Source organism: Hydrogenophaga sp. RAC07 (genome assembly GCF_001713375.1).
Lineage (GTDB): Bacteria > Pseudomonadota > Gammaproteobacteria > Burkholderiales > Burkholderiaceae_C > Hydrogenophaga.
This window is the reverse complement of record NZ_CP016449.1, coordinates 448,073-460,887: the sequence shown is the minus strand read 5'-3', so window position 1 is coordinate 460,887 and position 12,815 is coordinate 448,073. Positions and strand designations below refer to the sequence as shown.

Annotated in this window: 12 protein-coding genes; 3 read left to right on the top strand and 9 right to left on the bottom strand. The window is 66.7% G+C overall.

All coding sequences use genetic code 11. From position 1 onward, the window contains the following. Window positions 1–3: 3 nt before the first annotated feature. From BSY239_RS02085 to BSY239_RS02075, 3 genes are read left to right on the top strand one after another with little or no spacing between them, the layout of a single operon-like run. Window positions 4–993: a phosphatidate cytidylyltransferase gene (locus BSY239_RS02085; RefSeq protein ID WP_069045377.1), complete on the top strand. Its 990-nt coding sequence runs from the start codon at window positions 4–6 to the stop codon at window positions 991–993. Beyond that, entirely contained in the window at window positions 990–1,538 is a 549-nt protein-coding gene (ruvC, locus tag BSY239_RS02080) for a crossover junction endodeoxyribonuclease RuvC (RefSeq protein ID WP_069045376.1), read from the top strand. The genes BSY239_RS02085 and ruvC overlap by 4 nt, the downstream gene beginning before the upstream one ends. Window positions 1,539–1,540: 2 nt before the next feature. Continuing rightward, entirely contained in the window at window positions 1,541–3,103 is a 1,563-nt protein-coding gene (locus BSY239_RS02075) for a cache domain-containing protein (protein WP_069045375.1), read from the top strand. Window positions 3,104–3,121: 18 nt separating this feature from the next. Here BSY239_RS02075 and BSY239_RS22580 read toward each other — a convergent pair whose 3' ends face one another. The 9 genes from BSY239_RS22580 to ftsW form a co-directional block, all read right to left on the bottom strand. Continuing rightward, on the bottom strand, window positions 3,122–3,298 hold the full coding sequence (locus tag BSY239_RS22580) for a hypothetical protein (RefSeq protein WP_172823058.1): 177 nt from the start codon (window positions 3,296–3,298) through the stop codon (window positions 3,122–3,124). 8 nt (window positions 3,299–3,306) lie between these two features. Continuing rightward, window positions 3,307–4,230, bottom strand: a complete 924-nt coding sequence (lpxC, locus tag BSY239_RS02070; protein WP_069045374.1) for a UDP-3-O-acyl-N-acetylglucosamine deacetylase — start codon at window positions 4,228–4,230, stop codon at window positions 3,307–3,309. 392 nt (window positions 4,231–4,622) lie between these two features. Further along, window positions 4,623–5,831, bottom strand: coding sequence for a cell division protein FtsZ (ftsZ, locus tag BSY239_RS02065; protein ID WP_069045373.1), 1,209 nt, complete (start codon window positions 5,829–5,831; stop codon window positions 4,623–4,625). Window positions 5,832–6,058: 227 nt separating this feature from the next. After that, window positions 6,059–7,288 carry a cell division protein FtsA gene (gene ftsA / locus BSY239_RS02060; protein ID WP_069045372.1) on the bottom strand — a complete coding sequence of 410 codons (1,230 nt, stop codon included), beginning with the start codon at window positions 7,286–7,288 and terminating at the stop codon, window positions 6,059–6,061. A gap of 13 nt (window positions 7,289–7,301) precedes the next feature. Continuing rightward, entirely contained in the window at window positions 7,302–8,096 is a 795-nt protein-coding gene (locus BSY239_RS02055) for a cell division protein FtsQ/DivIB (protein WP_069045371.1), read from the bottom strand. A 14-nt stretch (window positions 8,097–8,110) separates the two neighbouring features. Continuing rightward, window positions 8,111–9,076, bottom strand: a complete 966-nt coding sequence (locus BSY239_RS02050) for a D-alanine--D-alanine ligase (RefSeq protein WP_257784869.1) — start codon at window positions 9,074–9,076, stop codon at window positions 8,111–8,113. Beyond that, window positions 9,073–10,482, bottom strand: coding sequence for a UDP-N-acetylmuramate--L-alanine ligase (murC, locus tag BSY239_RS02045; protein WP_069045370.1), 1,410 nt, complete (start codon window positions 10,480–10,482; stop codon window positions 9,073–9,075). Before murC ends, BSY239_RS02050 begins: the two co-directional genes overlap by 4 nt. Continuing rightward, window positions 10,479–11,555, bottom strand: a complete 1,077-nt coding sequence (murG, locus tag BSY239_RS02040) for an undecaprenyldiphospho-muramoylpentapeptide beta-N-acetylglucosaminyltransferase (protein ID WP_069045369.1) — start codon at window positions 11,553–11,555, stop codon at window positions 10,479–10,481. Before murG ends, murC begins: the two co-directional genes overlap by 4 nt. Continuing rightward, window positions 11,552–12,796 carry a putative lipid II flippase FtsW gene (gene ftsW / locus BSY239_RS02035; RefSeq protein ID WP_442905795.1) on the bottom strand — a complete coding sequence of 415 codons (1,245 nt, stop codon included), beginning with the start codon at window positions 12,794–12,796 and terminating at the stop codon, window positions 11,552–11,554. The genes murG and ftsW overlap by 4 nt, the downstream gene beginning before the upstream one ends. Window positions 12,797–12,815 lie beyond the last annotated feature (19 nt).

Genomic DNA, 12,815 nt, shown 5'->3' with positions numbered 1-12,815 from the left:
TCCATGGGCTCCTTTCTGCGCAGCCTCACCCCCGAACAACAGGTCAGCCTGTTGTTCGTGCTGCTGTTCGGCCTGCTGTTCATTGCCAGTGGCGTGAGCGTGTTGCTCTCGGTGCGTGAACGGCGCGCCGGTGAAGATGATTCCGGCGAACGCGAACTGCGCCTGCGCGACAACCAGGCGCTGCTGCGCAGCTCGTGGGGCATGGCGCTGGTGTTCTGGATCGGCTGGGCAGCGGGCGAAGGTGTGGCCATCGTGCTGTTCGGCCTGGTGTCCTTCTTCATCCTGCGCGAGTTCATCAGCCTCTCGCCCACGCGGCGCGGCGACCACCGCAGCCTGGTGCTGGCCTTCTTCATCGTGCTGCCCTTGCAGTACGCGCTGGTGTGGAACGAGCGCTTCAACCTCTTCACCGTGTTCATCCCGGTCTATGTGTTCCTCGCCATTCCCGTGGTGAGCGCGCTGGGCAACGATCCCCAGCGTTTCCTGGAGCGCAACGCCAAGCTGCAGTGGGGCATCATGGTTTGCGTCTACGGCATGAGCCATGTGCCCGCGCTGCTGCTGCTCAACTTCCCCGGCTTCGTGGGCCGCACCGCCTTCCTCGTGTTCTTCCTGGTGCTGGTGGTGCAGACCTGCATGCTGGTGCAACACGTCGCGTCGCGCCGCATGGGCACGCCGGTCGCGCCTGCCATCAGCGAAAGTTTTCACTGGCGCAGCTGGGCCATGGGTCTCGTGGCGGGCGGTTTGCTCGGTGCCCTGCTGGCCGGCCTCACGCCGTTCAAGCCACTGCCTGCGCTGGCCATGGCGCTGGTGGCCTGCGTGGCCGGGTCGATGGGCCATCTGGTCATGAAGGCCATCAAGCGCGACCGCGGGGTGACCCACTGGGGCCTGGCCGGCCGATCCACCACCGGCGCCAGCGGCCTGCTCGACCGGGTGGACGCGCTGTGTTTTGCCGCCCCGGTGTTCTTCCATTCGGTGCGCTGGACCTTCGACCTATGAGAATCCTCGGCATCGACCCCGGCCTGCAGTGCACCGGTTTCGGCGTGATCGACACCGACGGCCCGAACCTGCACTACGTGGCCAGCGGCACCATCCAGACCAGCCCGAAAGACGGCGCGCTGCTGCCCGCCCGGCTCAAGATCCTGTTCGACGGCATCACCGAGGTGGTGGCGCGCTACCAGCCCGAGGTCTCGGCCTGCGAGATCGTGTTCGTCAACGTCAACCCGCAGGCCACGCTGCTGCTGGGCCAGGCGCGTGGCGCCTGCCTGACCGCGCTGGTGGCCAACCACCTGCCGGTGGCCGAGTACACCGCGCTGCAGCTCAAGAAGGCGGTGGTGGGCTACGGCAAGGCGGCCAAGCCGCAGGTGCAGGAGATGGTCAAACGCCTGCTGAAGCTGCCCGGCCTGCCCGGCAAGGACGCGGCCGATGCGCTGGGCCTGGCGATCACGCACGCGCAGGTCAGCCGCACGCTGCAGGCGATCAACCAGGTGTCGACATTGCAGGCGCGGTCGAGCGCGGCCTACAAGGCCGGCCGGATCTACTGATCATGTTCCAGCTCGCACAACGCCGCTTCAGCCTGGGTGCCTGGCTCGCCCTGGCGTTCACCTCGCTGTCGTTGCTGCTCACGGTGCTGCTCACCGTCTTCAGCGACCGCACCGCCAGCACCCAGGTGCGCCGCAGCATCGGCACCAACCTCGCCGAACTGGCCAACCAGACCACCAGCCGCCTGGACCAGTCCATGTTCGAGCGCTACCGCGAGGTGCGCCTGATCGCCAACCGACTGAACGGTCCGCTGGACCTGGCCGTGGTGAAGCGCGAGATCGACGCACTGCAACAGAGTTATCCCACCTACGCCTGGATCGGCGTCACCGACCCGTCGGGCAAGGTGCTGGCCGCCACGCGCAACATGCTCGAAGGCGCCGACGTGTCGCAGCGCCCGTGGTTTCAGAACGCGCTCAAGGGCCAGGCCATGGGCGACGTGCACGAAGCCCTGCTGCTGGCCCAGCTCATGGGCAGCCCGGGCGGTGAGCCCATGCGGTTTGTCGACATCGCGTTCCCGCTCAAGAACAACGACGGCCAGATCACCGGTGTGCTGGGTGTGCACCTCTCGTGGAAGTGGGCACGGGACATCGAACAGGCGATCTTTGTGCCCGTGGGCCGCAACCGCACCATTGACCCGTTGATCATCTCCAGCACAGGCGCGGTGTTGCTCGGCCCGCCCGAGGTGGAAGGCACGGTGCTCCAGCTGCGCAGCGTCGATGAAGCCTTGCAGGGCAAACAGGGGTTTGTGCGCGAGACCTGGCCCGATGGTCAGGACTACCTCGTGGGCTTCAGCAGCGACCAGGGATTTGGGGACTACCCCGGGCTGGGCTGGCGCGTGATGGTGCGCCAGGACCTGCGGGAAGCCTACGGCCCGGTGGACCAGCTGCACCGGCGCATGTTGATGGGCGGTTTGCTGGCGGCGCTGCTGTTCTCTCTGCTGGGCTGGGGTCTGGCGCGCTGGATCACGCGCCCGCTGCTCGACCTGGCCGACGTGGCGCGCGGGCTGGAAGCGGGTTATGCGGTGAAGGCCCCCGCGTCCAACGCCTACGAGGAGGTGGCCATTCTGGGCACGGCCTTCAATGGCATGGTGAAGACGCTGCAACACAACGAAGAGGAGCTGCGCCAGCTCAACGTGTCGCTGGAGCGCCGCGTGATGGAGCGCACCGCCGAACTGCAGAGCAGCTTCGAGCGCATGGACGACAGCGAGGCCCGCACCCGTGCGGTGATCGAGACCGCGCAGGAGCCCTTCATCGGCATGGACTTCGAAGGGTGCATCACCGACTGGAACCCCCAGGCGGAAAAGCTGTTTGGCTGGCGCGCCGACGAAGCGCTGGGGGAATCGCTGGCGCACCTCGTGGTGCCCGTGCGTTACCAGGTGGCGTTCATCGAGGCTTTGGCAGCGTTCCACCAGACGGGCAGCGCGCCTTTCGTGGGTCAGCGCATGCGCCGACTGCTGGTGGACCGCGAGGGCAACGAGCTGCCGGTGGAGTTGAAGATCGGTCTGATCAACACCGAGCGCCTCAAACTCTTCAGCGCCTTCATCAGGGACCTGCGCGAGCAGGCGTGAAGCGGCCGCGATGGCGGCTCACAAGAGCCGCTCGAGCACCAGCACCGCGAAAAAACCCAACGCGGCGATCACTGTCCACTTGAGGATGATCACGCCCCAGGTGCGGAAGCGGGCCTGGCCGGTGCCCACGTAAAACGCAAAGCACACGCCCGCTGCGATCAGCAGCAGAAGAACGGTCCAGCGAAACAGCAGCATGGGCCTGTTTACCAGGCCGGCGCCAGCTGCGCGAAGCCTTGCGGCGCTTCACGGTCCTGCTCGAAGCTCACGATCTCCCAGGCGTCGGTGCGCGCCAGCAAGGCGCGCAGCAGCTGGTTGTTCATGGCATGGCCGCTGCGAAACGCGCTGTACGCAGCCAGTAGGGGTTTGCCCACGATGTAGAGGTCGCCCATGGCGTCGAGGATCTTGTGTTTGACGAACTCGTCCTGGTAGCGCAGGCCATCGGCGTTGAGCACCTTCACGTCGTCCATCACGATGGCGTTGTCCAGCCCGCCACCGAGTGCAAGACCGTGCGAGCGCATGGCCTCCACATCCTTGGTGAAGCCGAAGGTGCGGGCGCGCGCGATTTCGCGGGCGTACTGGCCGCTGCCAAAGTCGAACTCCACGCGTTGACCGGTGGAGTTGACGGCGGGGTGGTCGAACTCGATTTCGAAAGCGAGCTTGTAGCCATGGAACGGATCGAGCCGCGCCCACTTCACGTTCCGGCCCTCGCCTTCGCGCACTTCCACCGGCTTGGTGACGCGGATGAAGCGCTTGGGCGCCTTCTGCATCACGATGCCGGCGCTCTGCAGCAAGTAGACGAATGATGCGGAAGAGCCATCGAGGATGGGCACTTCTTCGGCGGTGATGTCCACATACACGTTGTCCAGCCCCAGGCCGGCGCAAGCGCTCATGAGGTGCTCGATGGTGTGCACCTTCACGTTGCCGTTGGAGATGGTGGAGGCCAGGCGCGTGTCGGTCACGGCGGTGGCATTGACCACGATTTCCACCGGGTCGGGCAAGTCCACGCGGCGGAAGACGACGCCGGTGTCGGGCGGGGCCGGGCGCAGGGTGAGCTCCACGCGCTGACCGCTGTGCAGGCCGACGCCCACCGCTTTGGTCAGGGATTTGAGAGTACGTTGCGCGAGCATGGGGTGGATTTTAAGTTTTGCGACGTTTTGGCGCTTTTGGGAATCGTGATGGCCGCGATAGTGAAGGCGCTCTTCCTGCCTTCCTGTTTTCTCCGGTGGGTCCGGTCATCGGCGCCCACGGGGCACGGCTCCGCGAATGTCCCCCGGGGCCTTTGGCCCCTCCTCCTTTACTTCGCTGCGCCGTGCCCCATGGCCGCCGATGACCTCGTTGGCACTCGTGAGGGCTTGTTCCAACACTTCAGGCGCGTGGGCGCATGGCGCTCTGCGCAGCGAAATAAAGGAGGAGGCGGCTCCAGCCGCCGGGGGACATTAGCGGAGCAGAGCGCCATGCGCTCACGTGCCCGCGAGGGTGCAGGCGCGAAATGCCCCCGCACCCGCACCCGAATCCCCAATCAATCCGCCTGTTTGCGCAGGAAAGCAGGAATCTCGAAATCGTCCATGCCACCCGAAGCCAACGCGTCCACCTTGGCCGCGGCCTGGGTGCGGTTGGTGCGCCACACGCTGGGCACGGCCATGGAGTTGTAGTCCGGCTGGGTTGCGCCCGGGCCACCCACGGCGGTGTTCACGGTCGGCACATTGAACGGCACGTTGTCGGTGCCGGTGCGCAGCACCTGCAGCGGAGGCGCTGTGCGGCGCATGCCCTGACGCGACAGACCTGTGGCCACCACGGTCACACGCATCTCGTCGCCCAGGCTGTCGTCGTAGGCCGCGCCGTAGATCACGTGCGCTTCCGACGATGCGTAGGCACGGATCGTGTTCATCGCCAGCTTCGACTCCGACAGCTTGAGCGAACCCTTGGCCGCGGTGACCAGCACCAGCACGCCCTTGGCGCCCGAGAGGTCGATGCCTTCCAGCAGCGGGCAGGCCACGGCCTGCTCGGCGGCGATGCGCGCGCGGTCCGGGCCGGCGGCCACGGCCGTACCCATCATGGCCTTGCCGGGCTCACCCATCACCGTGCGCACGTCTTCAAAGTCGACGTTCACGTTGCCGTACTCGTTGATGATCTCGGCGATGCCACCCACGGCGTTTTTCAGCACGTCGTTGGCGTGGGCAAAGGCCTCGTCCTGCGTCACGTCGTCGCCCAGCACTTCGAGCAGCTTCTCGTTCAGCACCACGATCAAAGAGTCCACATTGGCCTCGAGTTCGGCCAGACCGTGGTCGGCGTTGGTCATGCGGCGGCCACCTTCCCAGTCGAACGGCTTGGTGACCACGCCCACGGTCAGGATGCCCATTTCCTTGGCCACGCGGGCGATCACGGGTGCAGCACCCGTGCCGGTGCCGCCGCCCATGCCGGCGGTGATGAAGAGCATGTGCGCACCGGCGATGGCTTCGCGGATCGAGTCCACGGCCACTTCGGCGGCGTCGCGACCCTTGTCGGGCTTGCTGCCGGCGCCCAGGCCGGTGGTACCGAGCTGGATGGTCTTGTGCGCGGCGCTGCGCGAGAGCGACTGCGCATCGGTGTTGGCGCAGATGAACTCCACGCCCTGCACGCTGCGCGCGATCATGTGCTCGACCGCGTTGCCGCCGCCGCCGCCCACGCCGATGACCTTGATCTGGGTGCCCAGGTTGAATTCTTCGACTTCAATCATTTCGATGCTCATGGTGTGCTCCTTGTGTGCCTGTGGATGGGCGCTGGTGATTCAAAAAAACGTTTCGGATTCGGATCAAGGTCGGGGTTATCCAGGCGGTCCGGTGTGTTCGGCACACCGTCCTCGTCGTCGCCTTCGAACGCCAGGGTCCAGTCCAGAGGCACCGAGGAACCGGCTTTGCCGGGCCTCAGATGCCGCCCCCTTCAGGGGGTCACGCGCAGCGTGGCGGAGGTGTTTCATCAAAAAGTCCCCACAAACCAGTTTTTCATGCGCTCCAGCGCGCCTTGAACCGAGCCCGCCTTTTGCGACACCTTGTGCCCGCGCACGCGCGCCAGGCGCGCTTCTTCGAGCAGGCCCATCACCGTGGATGCGCGCGTCTGCGCCACCATGTCGGACAGGGCACTCGCGTAGTTGGGAACGCCCCGGCGCACGGGTTTCAGAAAGATGTCTTCCCCGAGTTCGACCATGCCGGGCATCACTGCGCTGCCGCCGGTGAGCACGATGCCCGAGGACAACATTTCTTCGTGACCCGAATCGCGCAGCACCTGCTGAACCAGCGAAAAGATCTCTTCCACGCGCGGCTCGATCACGCCGGCCAGCGCCTGGCGGCTGAGCATGCGCGGGGCGCGGTCGCCCAGGCCGGGCACTTCCACCTGCGTGTCCGGGTCGGCCAGCAGCTGCTTGGCGCAGCCACTTTCCACTTTGATGTCTTCGGCGTCTTTCGTGGGTGTGCGCAGCGCCATGGCGATGTCGCTGGTGATCAGGTCGCCCGCGATCGGGATCACCGCGGTGTGGCGGATCGCGCCGCCCGAGAAGATCGCCACGTCGGTGGTGCCGGCGCCGATGTCGACCAGCGCCACGCCGAGTTCCTTCTCGTCGTCGGTCAGCACCGCCTGGCTGCTGGCCAGCGGGTTGAGCATGAGCTGGTCCACTTCGAGCCCGCAGCGGCGCACACACTTGATGATGTTTTCCGCCGCGCTCTGGGCGCCGGTGACGATGTGCACCTTGGCTTCCAGGCGGATGCCGCTCATGCCGATCGGCTCCTTCACTTCCTGGCCGTCGATCACGAATTCCTGCGGCTCCACCAGCAGCAGACGCTGGTCGGTCGAGATGTTGATCGCCTTGGCGGTTTCGATCACGCGCGCCACGTCGGTGGCGGTGACTTCGCGGTCCTTGATGGCCACCATGCCGCTGCTGTTGATGCCGCGGATGTGGCTGCCGGTGATGCCGGTGTAGACCCGTGCGATCCGGCAGTCGGCCATCAGCTCGGCCTCTTTCAGTGCCTGCTGGATGCTCTGCACCGTGGCGTCGATGTTGACCACCACGCCGCGCTTCAGGCCGTGGCTGGCGGCCACGCCCAGGCCCGCGAGCTTGAGTTCGCCATTGGGCTGGACCTCGGCGACCACCACCATGATCTTGGCGGTGCCGATGTCAAGTCCGACCACCAAATCCTTGTATTCCTTGGCCATGATTGCTTCTTGATTACCGTGTGGGTTGCGTTGCGTTGGGAGCGATGTCGGTGACGGTGGTCACGCCGCGCAGGCGCAGGGCGTAACCATTGGGGTAGCGCAGGTCCACCGACTGCAGCGCACCGGTGTAGCGTTCGGTGAGCTGGGACAGCGTGGCGCTGAAGCGGCGCGTGCGCGCCAGCAGCTCGTCGGGCGTGCCGCGGCCGAGTTCCACCTGCGCTCCGTTGTCCAGCTGCGCGCGCCAGCCGCCGCGTTCGGTGAGTTCCAGGCGCTCCAGGCCGAGCTCGAGCGGGGCCAGTTCGGCTTGCAGGCGCTGGTACAGCGCCCACACCTGGGCCGACTGCTCGGGCGGGCCGGCGAGTTCGGGCAGGTTGTCGCTGTCGTCGGGGCTGGCTTCAAAAACTTCACCGAGTTCGTTCACCAGCCGGCCCGAGCCGGACTCACCCCACCACGCCACGGCCTGGTGCTCCTGCAGCGTCACGCGCAGCCGGTTGGGGAATTCACGCTGCACCACGGCTTGGCGCACCCAAGGCACGGCCTCGAACAAATCGCGCACCTGCTGCAGGTCGATGGTGAGGAAACTGCTGGAGAGGCGCGTCTTCATCTGCGTGGCCAACTGCGCGCGAAAACTCACCGCGTTCTGGTGCACCACATCGCCCTGCACCGTGATGGCCTTGACCGTCCACACCGGGTGGCGCACCAGCCAGGTGCCCAAAGCGCCCAGGCACAGCACGGCAAACAACACGACCAGCGCTTGCGTGAGCGCGGTCATGAGCTTGACGTCCAGGGGCATGGGGGTGGTGGCCATGGTGGTGTGTGCAATCAGGCCGGGTTGTCGAGGGCTGCGGTCGCGAGCACGGACACGCACAGGTCTTCGTACGACAGGCCGGTGGCGCGGGCCGACATGGGCACCAGCGAATGGCCGGTCATGCCGGGCGAGGTGTTGATTTCCAGCAGATACGGCTTGCGCGTGGCGGCGTCGATCATCACGTCGGCGCGCGCCCAACCGCGGCAATCCAGCGTCTTGAAGGCCCGCAGCACCAACGCCTGGATCACCGCCTCTTCGCCTTCGGGCAGGCCACAGGGCACGAGGTACTTCGTGTCGTCGGTGAAGTACTTGTTCTGGTAGTCGTAGTTGCCGTCGGGCGCGACGATGCGGATCACCGGCAGCGCGCAGGCGCCTTCGCCCGTGCCAAGCACCGGGCAAGTGACTTCGTCGCCGGCGATGAACTGCTCGCACATGACCAATGGGTCCTGCTTCGCGGCCAGTTCGTAGGCGGCGGCACACTGCGCTTCGCTGGTGACCTTGGTCAGGCCGATGGTCGAGCCCTCGCGAACCGGCTTGACGATCATGGGCGTGCCCAGCGCGCGGTACGCCGCCACGGTCTGCTCGGCGCTGTGCACCTGGCGCCAGGCCGGCGTGGCCAGCCCTTCGGCCATCCAGATGCGCTTGGTCATGAGCTTGTCCATGGCCACGCTGGATGCCATGACGCCAGGGCCGGTGTAGGGAATGCCCAGCAACTCCAGCGCGCCCTGCACCGTGCCGTCTTCACCAAAGCGGCCATGCAGCGCGATGAAGCAACGGTCAAAGCCTTCGCGCTTCAATTCGTCCAGGCTGCGCTCGGCCGGGTCGAAGGCGTGGGCGTCCACGCCTTTGGACTTGAGCGCGGCCAGCACGCCGGTGCCCGACATCATCGAGACCTCGCGCTCGGCCGAACGCCCACCCATCAAGACCGCCACCTTGCCCAGTGCCTTCGGATCGATCACTGCGTTGTCCTTTGTTTTCACGATGTGGTTTCCTGCGCCAGTTCCATCACGCGACCGGCCACCGCGCCCACGGTGCCCGCGCCCATGCACAGGATCACGTCGCCGTCCTGCGCGTTGTCCAGCACGGCCTGCGGCATGGCGTTGATGTCGTCCACGAACACCGGCTCCAGCTTGCCGGCCACGCGCAGCGCACGCGCCAGCGAACGGCCATCGGCCGCCACGATGGGGCTCTCGCCCGCGGCGTACACCTCGGCCAGCAACACCGCGTCGGCGTGGTTGATCACCTTCACGAAGTCCTCGAAGCAGTCACGCGTGCGGGAATAGCGGTGCGGCTGGAAGGCCAGCACCAGGCGGCGGCCCGGGTAGGCACCACGTGCGGCGGCCAGCGTGGCCGCCATCTCCACAGGGTGGTGGCCATAGTCGTCCACCACGGTGCAGTGGCCACCGTGGGGCAGCGCGGCATCGCCGTAGCGCTGGAAGCGCCGACCCACGCCCTTGAAGTCGGCCAGCGCCTGCACCACGGCGGCGTCGTCCACGCCCAGCTCCACCGCGATGCCGATGGCGGCCAGCGCGTTGAGCACGTTGTGGTCGCCCGGCAGGTTGAGCACCACGTCGAGGTCGGGCAGCTCCACGCCGTTGCGGCGCTGCACGGTGAAATGCATCTGCGTGCCCACCGCGCGCACGTTGACGGCGCGCACCTGCGCGTCTTCGGAAAAGCCGTAGCTGGTGATGGGCCGCGCAATCTGCGGCAGGATCTCGCGGATGGCCGCGTCGTCCACACAGACCACGGCCGCGCCGTAGAACGGCATGCGGTGCAGGAACTCCACGAAGGCCGCCTTGAGCTTGCCGAAGTCGTGGCCGTAGGTGTCCATGTGGTCGGCGTCGATGTTGGTCACGACCGAAAGCACCGGCAGCAGGTTCAGGAACGAGGCGTCGGACTCGTCGGCTTCCACCACGATGTACTCGCCCGAGCCGAGTGCGGCGTTCACCCCGGCGCTGTTGAGGCGGCCACCGATCACGTAGGTCGGGTCCAGCTCGGCTGCAGCGAGCACGCTGGCCACCAGGCTGGTGGTGGTGGTCTTGCCGTGCGTGCCGGCAATGGCCACGCCCTTCTTCATGCGCATGAGCTCGGCCAGCATCACCGCGCGCGGCACCACCGGCACCAGCTTGGCATGGGCGGCCACCACCTCGGGGTTGTCTTCCTTCACCGCAGTCGACGTGACGATGGCGTCAGCGCCTTCGATGTGGGCAGCGTCGTGGCCGATGAAGACCTCGGCACCCAGCGCCACCAGCCGGCGCGTGACCGTGCTCTCGCCCAGGTCGCTGCCGGAGATGCGGTAACCCTGGTTGAGCAGCACCTCGGCGATGCCGTTCATGCCGGCGCCTCCGATGCCAACAAAATGAATATGGCGAATGGCGTGTTTCATGTGTTCGGGACTTTCGCGAGTTGCTCGCAGGCGGACACCACGGCCGCCACGGCTTCAGTTTTCTGCAGTTGTTTGGCCTTCTCGGCCATGGCCACCAACTGTTCGCGCTGCAGGCTTTGCAAACGCAGCGCGAGCTGCTGGGGGCTGAGTTCTTTTTGCGGCACCAGCCAGGCCGCGCCCGCGTCCACCAGGAAGCGTGCGTTGGTGGTCTGGTGGTCGTCCACCGCTGCGGGGAAGGGCACGAACAGCGCGGCTGCACCCACAGCGGCGATCTCGGTCACGGTGCTGGCGCCGCTGCGGCAGACGATGAGGTCGGCGTCGGCAAAGGCCTGGGCCGTGTCGTCGATGAAGGGCGTGAGTTCGGCGTGCACGCCGGCGGCGATGTAGTTGGCGCGCAGGGCGTCGATCTGTTTTTCACCGCTCTGGTGAACCACCGTGGGGCGCTGCGGCTCGGGAATCAGGGCGAGTGCCTGCGGCACCACGTCGTTGAGCGCCTTCGCACCCAGGCTGCCGCCCACCACCAGCAGGCGCAGCACGCCGCTGCGACCGGCAAAACGCTCGGTGGGCGCGGGTTGTTGCAGGAACGGCGCGCGCAGCGGGTTGCCCACCCACTGGGCCTTCTTGAACACGTTGGGGAAGGCGGTGAAGACCCGGTCGGCCACACCGGCCAGCACCTTGTTGGCCATGCCGGCCACCGAGTTCTGCTCGTGCAGCACCAGCGGCTTGCCGGCAAGCACGCCCATCATGCCGCCGGGAAAACTGATGTAGCCGCCCAGGCCCACGACCACGTCGGGCTTCACACGGCGCACCACCTGCAGGGCTTGCCAGAAGGCACGCAGCAGGCGCAGCGGCAGCAGCGCCAGCGTGACCACGCCCTTGCCGCGCACACCGCCGAAATCGATGGTTTCCAGCGCAAAACCGCGCGGGGGCACGAGCCGGCTTTCCATGCTGGCGGGCGCGCCCAGCCAGTGCACGCGCCAGCCGCGCTCGCGCAGGGCTTCGGCCACGGCCAGCCCGGGGAAGATGTGGCCGCCCGTGCCGCCCGCCATGATCAACGCGCAAGGTGAGGTCATGAGCGGCCTCCCTTCATCATCTGGCGGTTCTCGTAGTCGACCCTGAGAACGATGGCAATGGCCACCAGGTTCAACAAGATGGCCGAGCCGCCGTAACTCATCAGCGGCAAGGTGAGGCCCTTGGTGGGCAAGGCACCGAGGTTCACACCGATGTTGATGAAGGCCTGAAAGCCCATCCACAGACCCACGCCCTGCGCCACCAGGCCGGCAAACACCTGGTCAAGCGCGATGGCCTGGCGACCGATGTGCATGATGCGGCGCGTGAGCCACATGAAGAGGCCGATGAGCACCAGCACGCCGACGAGACCGAACTCCTCACCGATCACGGCGAGCAGGAAGTCGGTGTGGGCTTCGGGCAGCCAGTGCAGTTTTTCCACGCTGCCGCCCAGCCCCACACCAAAGATCTCGCCGCGGCCAAACGCGATCAGCGAGTGCGAGAGCTGGTAACCCTTGCCCAGCGCGTGCTCCACGCTCCAGGGGTCGAGGTAGGCAAAGATGCGCTCGCGGCGCCATTCGCTGGCCATGATCATCAGCGCAAAGGCCGACACCACCACCGCCGCGATCAGGAAGAACATGCGCGCGTTCACGCCGCCCAGGAACAGGATGCCCATGGCGATCACCACGATCACCATGAACGCGCCCATGTCGGGCTCGGCCAGCAACAGCATGCCCACCACCGCCACCGCCACCGCCATGGGTGTCACGGCCTGGAAGAAGCGCTGCTTCACGTCCATCTTGCGCACCATGTAGTCGGCGGCGTAGAGCAGCACGGCCAGCTTGGCGAGTTCGGACGGCTGGAAATTCATGATGCCCAGCGAGATCCAGCGGCGCGCACCGTTCACACCTTTGCCGATGAAGGGGAACAGCACCAGCACCAGCAGCACCAACGCCACGGCGAACATCCAGGGCGCCATCTTTTCCCAGCTGCGCATGGGGAACTGGAACGCCACCATGGCCGCCACCAGGCCAATGGCCATGGAGATCGCGTGGCGCATCACGAAGTGGGTGTGCGCGTAGTTGGCAAAACGCGGGTTGTCGGGCAGCGCGATCGACGCGGAATACACCATCACCAGGCCCCAGGCCAGCAACGCCACCACCACCCACAGCAGGGGCTGGTCAAAGCCGAGCTCGCGCACCGCCACGTTGCGCGTGCCGGCGTAGGTGCGGTTGGACAGGCGCACCGGCAGTCCGTCGCGCGACGAGCCGCCCGCGAGTGCGCCGGCCAGGTCGCGGCCCAGCAGGCGTGGGTTGAGCGCGGCC